Source organism: Endozoicomonas sp. ALC020, assembly GCF_049275935.1.
Classification (GTDB): domain Bacteria; phylum Pseudomonadota; class Gammaproteobacteria; order Pseudomonadales; family Endozoicomonadaceae; genus Endozoicomonas_A.
The window spans coordinates 1,626,464-1,643,449 of the sequence record NZ_CP184830.1; the positions used below are offsets into that span (position 1 = coordinate 1,626,464).

At 48.5% G+C, this 16,986-nt stretch carries 13 protein-coding genes; 3 read left to right on the forward strand and 10 right to left on the reverse strand.

Annotation, left to right across the window (positions count from 1 at the left end; genetic code table 11):
- Window positions 1-214: 214 nt before the first annotated feature.
- The gene (locus tag ACOJUO_RS05300; RefSeq protein WP_422139157.1) at window positions 215-457 is read right to left on the reverse strand and encodes a hypothetical protein; all 243 of its coding nucleotides are present in this window, start codon (window positions 455-457) and stop codon (window positions 215-217) included.
- A 65-nt stretch (window positions 458-522) separates the two neighbouring features.
- Window positions 523-1,161, reverse strand: coding sequence for a PAQR family membrane homeostasis protein TrhA (trhA, locus tag ACOJUO_RS05305; RefSeq protein ID WP_422139158.1), 639 nt, complete (start codon window positions 1,159-1,161; stop codon window positions 523-525).
- Window positions 1,162-1,278: 117 nt separating this feature from the next.
- Here trhA and ACOJUO_RS05310 point away from each other — a divergent pair, with 117 nt between their 5' ends.
- Window positions 1,279-1,542 (forward strand): addiction module antidote protein, encoded by a 264-nt coding sequence (locus tag ACOJUO_RS05310; protein WP_422135693.1) that lies wholly within the window; start codon window positions 1,279-1,281, stop codon window positions 1,540-1,542.
- Window positions 1,543-1,588: 46 nt separating this feature from the next.
- Here the strand turns inward: ACOJUO_RS05310 and rnr are convergent, their stop codons facing one another.
- The gene (gene rnr, locus ACOJUO_RS05315) at window positions 1,589-4,120 is read right to left on the reverse strand and encodes a ribonuclease R (RefSeq protein ID WP_422139159.1); all 2,532 of its coding nucleotides are present in this window, start codon (window positions 4,118-4,120) and stop codon (window positions 1,589-1,591) included.
- Window positions 4,121-4,683: 563 nt separating this feature from the next.
- On the opposite strand from rnr, the gene ACOJUO_RS05320 reads away from it, so the two are divergent.
- The gene (locus ACOJUO_RS05320) at window positions 4,684-5,355 is read left to right on the forward strand and encodes an OmpW/AlkL family protein (protein ID WP_422139160.1); all 672 of its coding nucleotides are present in this window, start codon (window positions 4,684-4,686) and stop codon (window positions 5,353-5,355) included.
- 45 nt (window positions 5,356-5,400) lie between these two features.
- On the opposite strand, the gene ACOJUO_RS05325 is transcribed toward ACOJUO_RS05320, so the two are convergent.
- From ACOJUO_RS05325 to ACOJUO_RS05335, 3 genes are all read right to left on the reverse strand, one after another.
- Window positions 5,401-6,693: an adenylosuccinate synthase gene (locus tag ACOJUO_RS05325; protein ID WP_422139161.1), complete on the reverse strand. Its 1,293-nt coding sequence runs from the start codon at window positions 6,691-6,693 to the stop codon at window positions 5,401-5,403.
- A 135-nt stretch (window positions 6,694-6,828) separates the two neighbouring features.
- Window positions 6,829-8,013, reverse strand: a complete 1,185-nt coding sequence (locus ACOJUO_RS05330; protein ID WP_422139162.1) for an ATP phosphoribosyltransferase regulatory subunit — start codon at window positions 8,011-8,013, stop codon at window positions 6,829-6,831.
- 116 nt (window positions 8,014-8,129) lie between these two features.
- Window positions 8,130-8,315, reverse strand: a complete 186-nt coding sequence (locus ACOJUO_RS05335; RefSeq protein ID WP_317146501.1) for a DUF2065 domain-containing protein — start codon at window positions 8,313-8,315, stop codon at window positions 8,130-8,132.
- A gap of 695 nt (window positions 8,316-9,010) precedes the next feature.
- On the opposite strand from ACOJUO_RS05335, the gene ACOJUO_RS05340 reads away from it, so the two are divergent.
- Entirely contained in the window at window positions 9,011-11,908 is a 2,898-nt protein-coding gene (locus tag ACOJUO_RS05340; protein WP_422139163.1) for a death domain-containing protein, read from the forward strand.
- A 285-nt stretch (window positions 11,909-12,193) separates the two neighbouring features.
- Here the strand turns inward: ACOJUO_RS05340 and ACOJUO_RS05345 are convergent, their stop codons facing one another.
- The 4 genes from ACOJUO_RS05345 to hflX all read right to left on the reverse strand — a co-directional run bounded on the left by ACOJUO_RS05345 (window position 12,194) and on the right by hflX (window position 16,731).
- Window positions 12,194-12,457: a hypothetical protein gene (locus ACOJUO_RS05345; RefSeq protein ID WP_422135699.1), complete on the reverse strand. Its 264-nt coding sequence runs from the start codon at window positions 12,455-12,457 to the stop codon at window positions 12,194-12,196.
- A 399-nt stretch (window positions 12,458-12,856) separates the two neighbouring features.
- Window positions 12,857-13,735 (reverse strand): protease modulator HflC, encoded by an 879-nt coding sequence (gene hflC, locus ACOJUO_RS05350; protein ID WP_422135700.1) that lies wholly within the window; start codon window positions 13,733-13,735, stop codon window positions 12,857-12,859.
- Entirely contained in the window at window positions 13,732-14,910 is a 1,179-nt protein-coding gene (gene hflK, locus ACOJUO_RS05355) for an FtsH protease activity modulator HflK (RefSeq protein ID WP_422135701.1), read from the reverse strand. The genes hflC and hflK overlap by 4 nt, the downstream gene beginning before the upstream one ends.
- A 531-nt stretch (window positions 14,911-15,441) precedes the next feature.
- Complete coding sequence (gene hflX / locus ACOJUO_RS05360) at window positions 15,442-16,731, reverse strand: ribosome rescue GTPase HflX (RefSeq protein ID WP_422135702.1); 1,290 nt, start codon at window positions 16,729-16,731, stop codon at window positions 15,442-15,444.
- Between the last annotated feature and the right edge of the window lie 255 nt (window positions 16,732-16,986).

The following is a 16,986-nucleotide window of genomic DNA, read 5'->3' on the forward strand; positions in this document are numbered from 1 at the left end:
TCACGCTTGAATAAACAATACCTTGTGATCTATACCATTGAGGGTCATCTGGTACAGGTCAAGGTCGTAAACGTAACACCCCATGACTACAAAAAGCGATGAATGGCTGCCTGCCACCTCACGCTAACACCAGCACTGACAACATTTCTGCCCCATAGCCTGATCTGGAAGTGACACTCCCCGCCTTGTCAGGCGAGGCTTCTGACTTCACAGGCTACAGCCAGCCTATAGCGACTGGACTTACACAGAAGCCTCCATCAGCAGTAACCGGGTGCCCCTCGGGTATTGAAGTCGTCATTCCCGCGAAGGCGGGAATCCAGCGCCAACAGTGGGTCTCTGCCTTCTCGGGGATGACAAGGCCAGGGGGCAACGGGCAGTATAGTTCTGGTGGTGAGTCAGTGTGGATTCCCGCCTTCGCGGGAATGACGAGAATGAAGCCGTGAATAACGGGAGTCAACTCGTTCTCACGCTGGAGAGAGTTTCGCGACACCCTCGATTGGGCGAGGGTTTACGACGATTTTGCTAACTGGCAGGCAGTACGTGAAAAAAAACAGCAAAGAAATGACAGACACTACCGCCCAGAACAAAAACATGCCAGATAGCATGGTTAAAGGGCAGCTTTTTCCACAGGTAAAAAACCGCCCCAAGAGTATAAGAGAGGCCACCCGCTAACAGCCAGTAGATACCCTCCAGCGATATCTTGCTGGCCAACTCTTTTGACGCAAAAAGAACCAGCCAGCCCATCAAAATATAAGTGGCTACCGAAACTTTTTTAAAGCGTGGACCAAACCAGACTTTAAAAACAATGCCCGCAATAGCCAACAGCCAGATAATGGCAAACATGATCCAGCCCAATGTTCCCCTCATGCTGACCAGTAAGAACGGGGTATAGGTTCCGGCGATCAGAAGGTAGATGGAACAATGATCCAGCAGCTTGAAGACCTTCTTAGTGTTCTCATGCTGGATACTGTGATAGAGCGTGGAAGAGAGAAAGAGCAGTATTAGCGTTGCCCCATAGATACTGAAGCTGACAATGCGCCAGACATCATGCTGTTCGGCAGCATAGGTTACCAAAAGGGTCAAACCGGCCACACTGAGCAGAGCGCCCAGACCGTGGGTGATACTGTTTGCAATCTCTTCAGCCAGGCTATATCTGGCCATGAGGTTGTTTCCTGTGTCGGTGTTGACTGACATCTTAACACTCGGAATAGGCTATTGAGCCCGGATAATACTCAAGATTCTGGTTAATGTCAGAGCAGATTACAAAGAAAGATCAACTTGCTGATCAAAAAATCTGGAAGCGCGGGATTTGGCGGCTACGATATGGTTGAGAATGCCCTAACCGATGAAGACATTCCCTGGTTCCTGACTGAGGCCTCTCTCGATAATGATCCGGCTGTTTTCATTACGGCTCTGGGTCATGTAGTCAGACATAAGGGCATTGCTCAGTTAGCAGAGCAAACCGGCCTGAATCGTGAGAGCCTTTATAAAACATTTAACGGCAAAGTCCAGCCTCGATGGATACTGTTCACCGATTGCTGAAATCATTAGGCGTCAAATTGGAAATTGCCGCCTGACCGCTTTCAAATCACTTAGCCTTTCTCTTTCTCGGCTGTCTGTCGGCCGGTTTTGCAGACGACTTTTTATTCGTTTCTGGCTTCTTACCGGCTGAGGATTTACCGGACTTCTTGCCGGTACTTTTAGCCTTGGCTTTTTGCTTGCGAGTGGTTTTTTTCTTTTTACCTGTAGTTTTCTTGCCCGATTCTTCAGACTTTGCTGCATCCAGTAAAGCTCTTTTTGCGGCCCGACTCTTGGCCACACTGGTTAATGGCTTGCCACCTTTTGAGGGGCTTTTTCGCGATTTGCGGGAACGTGAAGGTCTCTGCGCAGTACCTGTGGATAATTCGAAATCAATTTTCTGGTCATCCAGATTGACGCTGGCCACCATGACTTCGATATCATCACCTAATCGATAACTTCTGCCGGTTCTTTCACCCACCATACGATGATGAACAGCGTCGTAATGATAATAATCATCCGGAAGGCTAGTGACGTGTACCAGACCTTCTACATATATATCATCCAGGGCGACAAACAGGCCAAAGCCTGTAACGGACGAAATGACACCGGAATACGTCTGTCCGATATGCTGCTGCATGTACTCGCACTTCAGCCAATCCATAGCATCCCGTGTTGCTTCGTCTGCCCGGCGTTCTGTCGCAGAACAGTGCTCTCCCATGGCCAGCACTTCACTGCCATCATAGGGATAAATGGTCTTTTTATTCATCTCTCTGGCCCCCACGCGAACAACATGCCGGGTTTCAACAGAAGAACGAATAATATGACGGATAGCCCTGTGCACCAGCAGATCAGGATAACGACGAATCGGCGAAGTGAAGTGCGCATATTCGTCAAAAGCCAGTCCGAAGTGCCCCTGATTATCCGAAGTGTACACGGCCTGACTCATAGAACGCAGGACCACTGTCTGGATCACATTGTAATCGGGGCGATCTTTAACCGATGCCAGCAAAGCCTGAAAGTGAGCGGGCTTCAGCTTGCCAGCAGGCAGCGATAAGCCAAGACTGGCAATAAAGCTGTTCAGATTGAGCCGCTTCTCCATAGTAGGCCCTTCATGCACGCGATAGAGCCCGGGAATCTTGTGTTTCTGAAGGAATTTGGCCGCACAGACATTGGCGCAAAGCATGCATTCTTCAATCAGTTTGTGCGCGTCATTGCGGACAGCAGGGACAATCTTTTCGATTTTTCGGTTACGACCGAAAACGATCTGTGTTTCTACCGTTTCAAAATCAATAGTGCCACGGTCAGAACGAATACTTTTCAGAACCTTGAACAGGTTATAGAGTTCTTCTACATGGGGAAGAACCGCTTTTCGTTCGCGACGTAAAGCCTTGCCCTCATCACTGAGTGGCTTTGATAGCATTTCCCAAACCTGGGTATAAGTCAGACGGGCATGGGAGCGGATCAGACCCTCGTAGAACTTGTAACCGGAAATTTTTCCATTGCCACTGATGGTCATTTCGCACAGCATGGCCAGACGATCCACTTCAGGATTCAGAGAGCAGAGCCCGTTTGACAATACTTCCGGCAACATGGGAATAACATGTCCCGGGAAGTAGACAGAAGTGCCCCTGTTATAGGCTTCTTTGTCCAGTGCTGTTCCGGGCTTCACGTAATGGGAAACATCAGCAATGGCTACAAATAAACGCCAGCCGCCGCTTTTTTTGGGTTCACAGTAGACTGCATCATCAAAGTCACGGGCATCTTCGCCATCAATGGTAACGAAAGGCGTCTCTCTCAGATCAACACGGTGCTTTTTGTCCCGCTCAGCCACTTCCGGCTTGAACCGGGCCACCTGCTCTTCCACTTCAGGAGGCCACTCATGAGGAATGTCATGGGTGCGTAATGCAACGTCCACTTCCATTCCGGCATCTTGTCGTTCACCCAACACTTCTTTGATCAGGCCCATCGGCTGAACACGTCGGCCAGGCTGCTCAAGGATTTCAACCAGAACATATTGCCCATGGCTGGGCATCAAAGGGCCCGGCTTGATGAGAATTTCGCGATCAATTCTGGAGTTTTCCGGTACGACAAAAACATTGTCGTTTTCTATGTAAAAGCGACCCACCAACTGGGTGGTATTACGCTCTATGACTTCAACAATCTGACCTTCAAGTCGTCCTCTGCGGTCCACTCCGGTTTCACGAATGACCGCACGATCACCATCAAAAGCCTTGCGCATTTCACGCCATGAGAGGTAGTAATCTTCGCCGCCCTCATCAGGAATCAGGAATCCATAGCCGTCCTTATTACCCTGAATACGCCCTTTGATCAGATCCATTTTACTCAACAGACCGTAGGTTCCCTTGCGGGTTTCCAGTAGCTGACCATCACGAATCATAGCTTTAAGGCGGAATAACAAAGCTTCCTGCTGCTCAGGCAGAGTTACACCCAACTCACGGCACAGTAACTTATGGCTTGCCGGAGCCCCTCTCTTTTCCAGAGTCTCCATAATAAAAAGACGACTGGGAATCGGGTTGTCGTAGCGAGCTGCTTCATCAGCAGCCTGGGAGTCCAGTTCTTTCCACCCTTTTTTGGGCATAGAGTTTATTAACCTCTCTGTGATCACATAATGTCTGTATGCAGTGTAACCCTACTCCGGGTAACTAGCAGCCTGTCGGACTTAAGACTGTCCTACTGCGGTTGCAATAAATTGGTCTAAAAATCCCTGTTTCTTCGTCAAATAGCTCGCTATTCTCCTCAGAAACAGAGATTTTTATCCTCAATTTCTTGCAATCCTCGCTACGGACGCTTAAGTCCGACAGACTGCTAGGAGCCTGACCGAGAATAGACTGCCCTACTGCGGCGGCAGCAAATTGGTCTGAAAATCCGCTTTTGTTCGTCAAATAGCTCGCTATTCTCCTCACAAAACCGAATTTTCATCCTCAATTTTCTGCCGTCCTCGCTACGGGCGCTATTCTCGGTCAGGCTCCTAGCGCGCATCTTTGCTTAGTATGCCCACACTTTCAACAGAATTCCTACCGTATATGCGTTGGCAGACACGGCTATGCATTGATTCAGATCAATATTGTACGACAAGCAATTAATTAAACTGTTAATAGTTAACAAAGAAACTTTTTTTGCAACCACATGCAAGGGACCACCATGAACAGAAACGTTCTCTCACTCACCATTGCTGCAGCTATTGCTGTTTCTGCTACCTCTGCCCAGGCTTATGAGGCCGGAGATTTTATTTTCCGGGGCGGAGTAGCCAGTGTTCAGACGGATGTTGACAGTGGAGGATTAAAAACCAACGGGGATGAGAACAAGAACGCAACAGTTGACGTCAACAATGACACCCAGCTGGGACTCTCCTTTACCTACATGCTGTCGGATAAGTTTGGTGTTGAGCTGCTGGCAGCGACACCGTTCAAACACACTCTGAAAGGAAAAGGTGATCTGGCAGGATTGGGAGATTTTGCCGAAGTTAAACACTTACCACCGACTTTGAGCCTGCAATACTACCCGATGGACAAAAACGCCAGGTTCCAGCCTTACCTGGGACTTGGTTTGAACTACACCGTTTTCTTCAGTGAAGATTTCAAAGGCTCCGCCAGTGATATCTACAGCGATCTGGAACTGGACAGTTCATTGGGCCTGAGTGGACAACTGGGCTTTGACTATCAACTGAACGAGCATTGGGCCGTGAATGCTGCTGTATGGTATATGGACATCAATACCACAGCGAAGTTCAGGGACGACTCTGGACACCGCTACAAGCTGGACGCAGAACTGGACCCACTGGTTTACATGGCCGGTGTTTCTTACAGGTTCTGATGGCGAAGAAGCCCCCGCCGCCAGTAAATCCGGCGGGGGACTGAATCAGCCGAAAGGCTGTTCCAGAATAATGGTTTCTACACGATCCGGGCCGGTAGAAACGATATGGACAGGTGTTCCCACCACTTCTTCCAGACGACGGATGTAGGCGCGGGCATTTTCCGGCAGATCATTCAGGCTCCTGGCACCAAATGTAGACTCACTCCAGCCGGGCACTTCTTCATACACCGGTTGAATTGCTTCGTACTCTTCTGCATCTACAGGGGTCGTAATGGACTCACCCCGGGCATTCTTGTAGCCGGTGCAGATCTTGATCGTTTGCAGGCCATCCAGAACATCCAGCTTGGTCAGACAGAGACCGGATACGGAGTTGATCTGAACAGACTGACGCAGAGCCACAGCGTCAAACCAGCCACAACGACGGGGACGTCCAGTGGTCGCACCAAACTCATTGCCTTTCCTGGCCAGGTGCATACCCACATCGTCAAACAGCTCGGTCGGGAAAGGACCAGAACCGACACGAGTCGTGTAAGCCTTGGTAATACCCAGAACGTAGTCCAGATAGAGAGGGCCAAAACCACTGCCGGTAGAAACACCACCGGCTGTGGTGTTGGACGAAGTGACGAATGGGTAGGTACCGTGATCAATATCCAACAGAGAGCCCTGAGCCCCCTCAAACAGAATGTTGTCCCCCTTGCCATGGTGCTCATGAACCTTGTCGGTCACACGCTCAATCATAGGTTTGATCTGTTCACCCATGGCCAGTGCTTCATCTAGAGTCTTCTGAAAATCTACTGTATCAGCCTTGTAGTAGTGCTCCAGAGCAAAGTTATGGTACTCCATGACTTCTTTCAGTTTCTGGGCAAAACGCTCAGGATGCAGAAGATCGGCAACACGCAGTCCACGGCGAGCTACTTTGTCTTCGTAGGCAGGGCCAATACCACGACCGGTGGTACCGATTTTGTCCTTGCCTCGTGCCAATTCACGGGCCTGGTCCAGGGCAATGTGATAAGGAAGAATCAGCGGGCAGGACGGGCTGATTCGCAGACGTTCACGAACAGGAACGCCACCTTCTTCCAGCTTGTGAATCTCTTTCAGCAGAGCTTCAGGAGACAGAACTACGCCATTACCGATGTAGCATACAACGCCTTCGCGCAGAATACCGGAAGGAATCAGGTGCAGAACGGTTTTTTCACCGTCGGTCACCAATGTATGGCCGGCATTATGGCCGCCCTGGAAACGCACAACCGCTTTTGCCTGCTCAGTCAGCAGGTCAACGATTTTGCCCTTACCTTCGTCACCCCATTGAGTGCCGAGTACGACAACAGTCTTACCCATGGTAAACGGTCTCTTACTTTCTAAAATAAACAGACATGACAAAGTTCAGTTCAAAACATTTTCTGAACCGACTCTCATGCATCTGTGACAGGCCGGAGAAGTTTAACTGAAATCAATTTCGATCAGACTTCCGGGTTATTCTACAACCCACTCTCCGTCACGGCAGACCAGCTGCCGGTCGCAACCCGTGCCTGCAGCGTCTGTCTCTTGTTCAGGCAGTTGGTAAACTACCCGTTGTCCCTGGCGACGCAGTTTCTTTACAACAGCAGGATCTGCAGCAACAGGGGCAAATATCGTCATTCGTTCGTCACTGGTATCCGTTTTCAGACCCGGAAGGCTCTTCAGCTCAATTAACGTCTTCAGGTCTGTACTGAAACCGGTAGCAGGGCGAGCTCTGCCAAAGATCCGCCCAATGCCGTCGTATCGGCCGCCTTTGGCGATCGCCTGTCCCTTTCCGGGAACATACGCAGCAAACACGACGCCTGTATGATAGTTATAACCGCGCAACTCACCCATATCGAGGTAGAGGTTAGCTGACGGGTAAAGCTCAGCGACCTTGCCGGCAATCACTTCCAGCTGGTCGAGCGCTTTGAAAACAGCCTCAGGCGCGTCCTTCAGTACCGCACGGGCATCATTGATGACACTGGCATGACCTGTCAGGGATGTCAGCGCTTTAAACATCTTTGCGGTGCCCGAACAGATTTGCCAGCTGGCCAGCAGTTCAGATACTTCACACACCGCTTTTCTTTGCAGAGCATCAAACAGTTTCTGCTCCTGCTGTTCACTCAGTCCGGCATACTCCACCAGTGAACGATAGATCCGCACATGACCCAGATCGAGGTTCACAGACTCAATACCGGTCGCTGCCAGTGTTTCCAGCATCAGGGAAATGACTTCAATATCACTCTCGACGCCGCCATGACCATAAAGTTCGGCACCCAGCTGAATGGGCGACCTTGTGGCTCCCAACGACGCTGAACGAGTGTGAAACACGCTGCTCGCGTAGCAAAGTCGAACCGGCCCTTTTGCTTTCAGGGTGTGGGCGTCAATTCTGGCAACAGCTGGCGTGGTATCCGCCCTTAACCCCATCGTTCTACCCGTGAGTTGATCTGTTACTTTAAACGTCTGCAACTCCAGATCGCGGCCCAGACCAGCTGTCAGTGACTCCATGAACTCCAGATGAGGAGGAATCACCAGCTCGTAGCCCCAGCAATCGAATAAATCCAGCATCTCACGACGAAGCATTTCTGCCTGACGTGCTCGTGGAGCAAGAATTTCCTCAATGCCATCTGGCAATAACCAGCGATCTGCGACGGTCATAACAGCCCTCTTTTTTTCGCTTTTACCACTGTGCCAGAAGTCTGTTGGACTAAAGGCTGTCCTGAGGCGGACAACTCAAGCCTGACAGGCTCCTGGAGCGATAAACTATTCCGCTTTTACGTGAGCATACTCAGAATTATGAGTCCTACCAACATGCTGCCAAAACCTGCCATGCGCAGCTGCCGGTTATCAATCTCTGACAACTTTGTGACCATATTGCGCCAGCGCTGGGGATACAAAAAAGGCAAGACGCCTTCCAGAACCAGCATCAGACTCAAGGCTATGCCCAGATGTTGCAACATATCCACAGGATGACTCCCCAAAGCTTTTAGTCCGGACAGGTCCACAAAAAAACCGGGCAGAACCCGGTTTGCGGTATCATACCACTGGCTGAAGCAGACTTCACGACCAGTAGTCGATAATTTATCAGTCTCTGATCAACCGGCAAGAGCAAAAGCACTGTTTCATTTCTTCATCGTCAGAGATCGCAACCCGCTTTTTGTGAGCCTGTCCGTTGGGAAGCGATCATCCGGATATAATGAAACTCAATCAAGGCCCTCACTCTACCGCTGATTCTGGATGGCGCATTGCCATTTTTGTATCCCCGACGCCGACAAATATGTTAACAAAATTGCCAATAATTGATAAACGACAGCTTTGAACGACAGGCTCTATCAGCAGACAGGACTCGCAACTACAACTGTACCTGCGCAAGAGAAGCATAATCAGTCGCCTGCGATCAGAATAGATCGCCTCTGTATCTTTTCTTCATTCCCAAAATTCTTAAGCCATGAAACAGGATAGCTTCGATTTTGAAAAACACAAAAAACGTGAAATTACCGTTTATGTCTTCCCGTGCAATTCTTCTGAGCTGGCACGTTGAACATGAACAGATGGGAGATAAATAATACAGCTTCAGATTTAGGGTCTATTGTTATGCCTCAACAATAAAAATCTATGGGCAAATTCAATTATGAAAGTAAAAAGATTTCTCACTATGGCTCGCCTGTTTCTGTTATTCGCTCTGTCGGTCATTTTGCCGGTCTCCGGTCATAGTTCTGCTGTTTCCGATCTATTGAGCTGGGCGGGATGGGGGGACTCCTTCAAATCCCCGAAGACAACAGAATTTATTAATAAAATGTCGTTTATAGAGAACAATCCGTCTCTTCACCTTGTTTACGATCTTAAAACTGCTGATGATAAAGGCAAGACAATTGAACTGGAAAAAAATCAGCTTTATATCCGTCTGAATAGCAAAGCAGGCGATATCTTTCATTTTTGTTTCAGAACCCCTCCCTCGTTATCCGCAGGAAATTTTCCCTCCCCACCAGTAATTACAGAGGCTTTAACAGGGCAGGGTATGCCTGATATTCAGGCCGGAGGAATGAGAGTGGTCGAACTGACACCAGACAGTGGTGGCTGGCAACATGAATATTTAGCCAGATGGCGTTTACCGGCTGGTAAAGCCTCGTTGGTCCTGTCGGTTCAAGACAATAATGCATGGCGTATACAACCAGAGTGTAGTGGTATTTTTTCACAAAGCACCGGTCTACCGTCACCTTCCGGTGGCAACACTTCTGGTAACAATACTTCCGACAATAAAAAGCTATCATTTGTCGATATTTTTTTCCGTAACCCTCAGGTTCCGGAAAACGGGTTCAATAATCCTGACGATACCAGCCGTTTCAATGGGCCTTCTGTAGTACCTCAAACCCCTGAGACCGCAGATAACAGCGAGCTATACACAAACTCCGGCGGTGGCGGTTTTGGTGGCGGCGATGATTCAGACGATTTATTTAAAAAAAGGCCGGGAGGTGGTATGGCTCCCCTTTACTCTTTTGAACTGATGAGTGAACTGGTCAGTAGAATGGTCCTGGTACGTCTCCCCGACACTAACGGTCAGGCTGTTAAGAAACGAGTTTGGGATACCCGGATTGTTCTCAAAATCAAGCGTGGCTGGAATGAGCAGACCATCCTTATTTCACAACATATGTGGAATAAGATAAAGGGTGCAAACCTTGAGCGGAATCCGCGACTTTTTATGGCATTGCTCAGGAATCCGGATAATCCGGAAGCAGCATTTGATCATTACCAGAGCAACAACCCGGAACAGACAGAAGACTATCGTGTTTATACAGAACAAGAGTTCATTTTAAGCCCTAAGCAATTAATTAGTGTTTCAGTATTTCCGGGCAGCTGTCCAACGGGGATAAGTTGCCCGAAAGGTACTGAAACCGCTGCAAAAGATGCCAGAGTTGATCTGAAACCTCCCTCCTACAGGCAATCTCAGGAGGCCTACAGTCATCATAATCGACGCCTCTTCGGTGAAAGCGGAAATGGGGAAGACGATGGTTCCGGCGGGGCACCCAACAACGTGTATTGCCAAAATTGTCAGAGACAAAAACCTGTAGTCTTTAACAATATGTGCTTCGACTGCGCTAATGCTGGCATGGTTGCATTTGAGCGGGGTCTCAGCGAACCGCCTCCTATTGTAACAAGTAAGGAAATACCGGTAGCCGTGGCAGAGTGGGTTGATACCTCAGCGATCAGACTAACACGATGGCTCGGTGAACTGGTCTATGAAAGACGAGAGTCGGATATTTTTCACTCCAGCCATTTCTACAAAAAGTATGAACTTTATAACCTTCTAACTGAAAATATTTTACAGCATAAAGAGACTCTGGAAAAATTTCACAAGTACTGGGTTAAATTTTCCAGAGGTTCGATATCTGCTGGTAACTTGATTCTACAGGTCGGTGTACTGGCCAAGAATCATGGAATCGACAAGCATGTTGAAATAGCAAGAATTGTTAAGACACTGGCCCGTCACCGGGACATATTTGAGACCCAGGCCTTTTTGGATCAATTCACAGAAAACAAATTAGCCAGTGAGCTTATAGGCAATCATCTTGCGACATATAACGAGTTATATAATCTCGTATATTCACAAGTAGATAGCCAAAAGAAAAAAGAATTAATGAATTTTATTTATCAAGTATTTAAACAAACCAGTGATTTACTGGCAGAGAAAACGGTTCCTTCGAACTATGACACATTCAGATATTTAGGCGAGTTATCCAGAGAACTGTTTAAGGATTATAGTTTTGGCTTTCCGAATTATAGGGATGGTCAGCTAGATATTATCCCCTGGGGTTTTGGACAACACGCCTTTATTACTCCATCTAACATACATAAATTAGAAAGGAATTTGCAATCTCAAGCACTTTATGGCCTTGGATTTTATATTTCTGACAATAATCCATCCACACCTGAACAAGTTATGGCTGTATTCACCGGCTTGGCTATTTTAAGCACAACACTCACGGAATGTGGCGGGTTCATCCACAAACTTACTCAGGATCAACGTCAGCTTTTCCTTTATTTTGCCAAGACTGCCAGAAAAGAACTTATTAATTTACTGAACTCAACCAGTTCAGAGCAAAAAAATGCGTTCTTAAACAGTATGTTTTTCGTCTTTGGCGAGATTCCCAGAGAATTGGCTGATGAACTGGCTCAGGAACAGTCATCCACACCTGTCAGTGGAGCGCATGCTGCTATGCAAACAGCGGCAGAACCCCAGCGTGAGCAAACAACAGGATACACTCTGGACTCACCTTTACCAGAACAAGTATTCGTAGACTATGGTTACTTGATAGGTACTAAATGGAAAATGTTTGCCAGACGTACGGAAGCAGGTTTTAGAGAACCCCAATTAGAGGCTATAGATCATGATAACAGACAACTTTTTGAAAAGGTGATGGCAATGCTGCACCAATGGAAGCGAGGCTCTCGTCGACCTGTTACCTTTAGAGACTTCCTAGGTACCCTTAAAAAAATAGACCGAAATGATATTAGAAGCTCAATAGAGCAAAGATATAATCTTCCTCAAATATAGAGTTTTTAAAATAGCTCCGCTATTTAACTCATATTCAGCTAAAACAACCATCTCATTATCGTATGACAAGAGATGGTTGTTGTGCTTTCGTCTAACCACCTAATGTTCTTTCAGGAACTTTCCTCACAGACAGTTTTCTGGACAGTATGCGAGCGCCAAAATATCTACCACAATTCTGCTAACTTCCTATTCCTCTGTAGCGGACGATTTCGAGACAAAGCTTGGTATGAAAGGGTGAATAGGTGACCGATAGCAAGTATTCTGCAAGCCTATTACCTCAAGCAGTCAGCTTTCGTGCAACGCACCCATTGACTGGCAAAGATGGTGACCAAAGGAAACTGGGTTGTCTGTCTGGATCACACCAACTGAGACTTTGGTCAGTTCAAAATCAACATCATGATGGTCGCTAAGTAGGAGTTCGACATTCTCGCGAAGGAAGTCGTCATTCCCGCGAGGGAGGCTGTTGCAAAACTCTGGTTCGCGTGCTGCAGCGTGGGAACCGATACCCATCTCGCGCTGCAGAGTCAGCTTTTCAGGGGAGGTATGCATTCCCACGCAGAGCTTGTTGGGCTTTTGCGACAGCCTCAGAGCCTGGGAACGAGTTGTTAGAGTTTTGCGACGGCCCCCTTCGCGGGAATGACGGGAGTGAAGCCGGGAATCATTCAGCTTGAGTTAATAAGCTTGCAGCTATATCTGCTGGCGAGTAGCCACTCACCCTTTTTATCAGGATTCCTTACGAAACTGCCCCCTAAAGAGCTTCTATTCGTAGCCTGTTTCGCTGTGCAGGATAAGAGGGGATCCCTCACCCCGTGAAGAAGCCGAAGGCAATAGGCAGGCTATGGGCCGAGGTTGCAACATACTCACAGGTCTCTGGTCAGCCATCAAGGGCAGAGGCACTGCTTCAGTTCATCCGAACTTCCGCAATGCCCTGCCCGGCAAACTGTCCGCTTACTTTTTGCTACCTGAGTGACTGTTCAGATAGTTGAAGAAATCATTATCCGGTTCCAGCAACAGGATGTCGCCTTTACTGTCAAAGGACTCTTTATAAGCCTGAAGGCTACGATAGAATGCGTAAAATTCAGGGTCCTGACGGTAAGCCCCGGCATAAACTTCTGCCGCCTTGGCATCGCCATCACCTCGAACAATCTCTGCGTCCTTGTAGGCATCTGCCTGAATAACGCGCTGTTCCCGGTCCGCATTAGCACGGATACCTTCAGCCATTTCCTGACCTTTAGAGCGGTATTCCTGAGCCTCTTTCTCACGCTCGGAAGACATACGTTCGAAGACCGAGTCACTGACCTGAGGTGGCAGGTCTACTTTTTTAACCCGGACATCCACAACAGTCACACCCAGCTCTTCTCTGGCCACTTTATCCAGGTTGCTGGTGATATCATTCATCAGCTTGTCACGCTGACCGGATACCACTTCATTCAGTGTCAAACCACCAAACTTGTTACGCATTCTGGATTCAGCACGCTGGGAAAGCAGGGTGTTGGCACGATAAATGTCACCGGCTGTCGCCTTGTAGAACTTGGCGACATCCGCTATCCGCCACTTGATGTAAGAGTCCACAATAACCGCTTTCTGTTCCAGTGTCAGAAAACGTTCTGATGGCACTTCGAGGTGTTGCAGACGGGCATCGAAAATACGCACGTTGTCTACAAACGGGAATTTCAAATGCAGACCCGGTTTCAGGTTAGGGTTCACCAGCTGACCAAAACGCAGTTGCACTGCACGCTCACGCTCGCTGATGACAAAGAGACAACTCCAGGCCAGAACCAGGATGACCAGACCAGCGATCAGAGCTGTAAAACCTTTCTGACTCATCGACCAACCCTCCCACTGCTTCGTGCACTGTTCACTCGCTTGCTCAACTCCTCTGCAACGCGATTACTGATGTCAGTCAAATCCTGACTGCTCAGCTCAGCTGGCTGGGCTGGCATGGATGACTTGCCCTGGGTCAATTTATCCAGTGGCAGGTAGATCATATTGTTGCCACCCTTGACGTCCACCAGTACCTTGCTGGTACCCTTCAGGACCTCTTCAACGGTTTCGATGTAGAGACGCTCACGTGTCACTTCAGGTGCACGCTTGTACTCTGTCAACAGCTTGGAGAAACGATCTGATTCACCTTCAGCCCTGGCAATGACTTCATCACGGTAAGCATTAGCTTCCTCAATGGTCCGCTGAGCCTTACCACGCGCTTCAGGGATAATCTTGTTCGCGTAAGCTTCCGCCTTGTTCTTGGCACGTTGCTCGTCTTCCCGTGCACGAATTACGTCATCAAAAGCAGCCTGAACTTCTTTTGGAGGCTGGGCACTTTCAATGTTGACCTTACCGATGCGCAGACCCGTCCCATAGTTTTCCTGGTATTCCTGCAAACGGGCACGAACTTCCTGCCCCAGAACTTCACGTCCCTGGGTCAGTACCTGGTACATCTCGGAGCTGCCGACCACATGACGCAGCGCACTCTGGGTGGCCTGCTCAAGACTCATCAGAGGCTTGGCAACATTCAGAACATAATTTTTAACGTCTTCAATGTTGTATTGGACAGACATGGAGACTTCAACAATGTTTTCGTCTTCAGTCAGCATCTGCTGTCTCAGGTTATAGGTACGGAGTTCGGTCACCTTTTCCAGAAACTTGCTTTCAAAGGGCGGGAAGTATATGTGAAGACCCGGACCAACGGTCTCGGTATATACCCCAAAGCGCAGAATAACGGCGCGCTCTTTTTCATCGACGGTGTAAATTGCGTTCCAGAGGTAGGCAACAATTGCCAAAACAATGATTCCGATAAACATTCCTGAGGAGGAACCGGAATTACTGCTCCCTTTACCTGAACCACCTCCACTCTTGCCACCACCAAACATTGAGTTCAGTTTGTCCTGCAGTTTGCGGAATGCTTCATCCAGATCAGGTGGTCCCTGATTTTTGCCACCACCCTTATTATTTCCACTACCCCATGGATCCTGGCTGTTTCCACCCGGCTCGTTCCAGGCCATATATGTCTCCGTAGAGTCAGTAACGAATTCTTTGCCCAGCTGGTGCGTCAGGACTTGCATCGTCCAAACTGGCTCTGTGAGCAAACTATTTCGCTGTAAAGCTGACCTTTGTCGCAACGACAGGGTAACTCTCTTTACAGCAGTGCGTAAAATCCATAAGGCGATCGGCCTGACAGATATGTGAACCTGACCTTGCCCGGACAGGCATGGCGTCTTTCCGGTCGTGTGAACCAAAGGCTTGACTGAAACAGTGAACATTCAGCAAATCCGGATACCACAACTTTCGGCGACAGACCAAGGCTGATTGTGTCGCTCCGGGAGCCCATCGGACCAAAACTTTTGAGTACGAAACCGCCCTGAGTCACAAAGTCCTCCAGGAGCCTGTCCGACTTAAGCAACCCCAGTAGGACAGTCTTAAGTCCATCAGGCTCCTAGGCCAGATTGTAGAGTTTGGAGAGCAGGAAGTGCAAGCTCATATTAGTAATCGCCGCAACTTCCTGACACCTTGCTGACTATTCATTAACAATAATCCTACCCTTCAATCAGACAACCTGTCTGTAAACCTTCCTGTTTTGCCACCCGTTCGAAGTCACTTCTTGGCATGCGGATATCCAGCAACAGTTCACCTTTGTCAGAATACTCTTCTGTCTGGATAGCACCCATTTGGTACAAGCGTGCCCTCACTTTTCCCTGATTGGCCTGAAGCATCAGACGCCCCTGAATCATATCATTGCCCAGCAATTCGGTGATGGCCTGACCGATTAACTCCAGACCTGCACCGTCTTTTGCACAGACCCAGACTCTTTCAGGTTGTCCATTATCATCACGCTGGATTTTTGGCGCCACCTCAGCCAGCAGATCAATCTTGTTATAAATCTGAAGAATGGGTAGTTCATTGGCATCAATTTCTTTCAGAACTTCATGCACTTCCCTGATATTTTCCAGACGCTCCGGATCATGGGCATCGATCACGTGCAACAGCAAATCTGCCTGACGGGTTTCCTCCAGTGTCGCCCGAAAGGCTTCCACCAGTTTATGAGGCAGGTGTCGAATAAATCCAACCGTATCTGCCAGGATCACCGGCCCCAGATCAGCAAGATCCAGCCTTCTCAACGTTGGGTCCAGTGTTGCGAACAACTGATCCTGTGCATAAACGTCTGACTGAGTCATGCTATTAAATAATGTCGACTTGCCCGCATTGGTATAACCTACCAGAGAGACCTGCGGCACTTCTGCCCTCTTTCGGGAACGCCGTCCCTGGTCACGCTGTTTACGAACTTTTTCCAAACGACGGGTGATGCTTTTGATTCTTGCCCTGAGCAATCTGCGGTCGGTCTCCAGCTGGGTCTCACCCGGCCCCCGCAGACCAATCCCCCCTTTCTGTCTTTCAAGGTGAGTCCAGCCGCGGATTAAGCGGGTACTCATATATTCAAGCTGAGCCAATTCAACCTGCAGCTTACCCTCAAAGGTTCTGGCACGCTGGGCAAAAATATCCAGTATCAGTCCGGTGCGGTCAATGACACGGCATTCCAGTTCTTTTTCAAGGTTTCTGGCCTGACTGGGTGACAGGGCATGGTTAAACAGAACGACTTCGGCTTTGTGCTGAAGCACAGATTGACGGATTTCTTCAACTTTACCGGGACCGACAAAATAGCGGGGAGAAGGAGACCGGACATTCACTGTGATAAAAGCAAGGGTTTCAACACCTGCAGAACGAACCAGCTCCATGAATTCCTGCGGATCTTCCCGTTCCTTGTCTTCACTCATATCCGGATGAACAAGGATTGCACTTTCACCACCTTCATGGCGCTCAAAAAACAAACAAAACTCCTGAAATTATTTTCTTTCGATAGGGGTTATTAACCATTCATTAACAGAACAGGAAATATTGAGACGGTCTGAATTGACCATTAAAACAGACTGCCAGCCCCAATAGTATACTGCCCGGTTATTTTTCTACACAGCTGTTTTTTCCATAAAACAATTTTCACGCTTAAAATGTTTCAATCGTACACGACCTGTTTATGAAACTCATAAACGTCAAAAGGCGCTATAAAAGCGCCTTTTAATCAATCA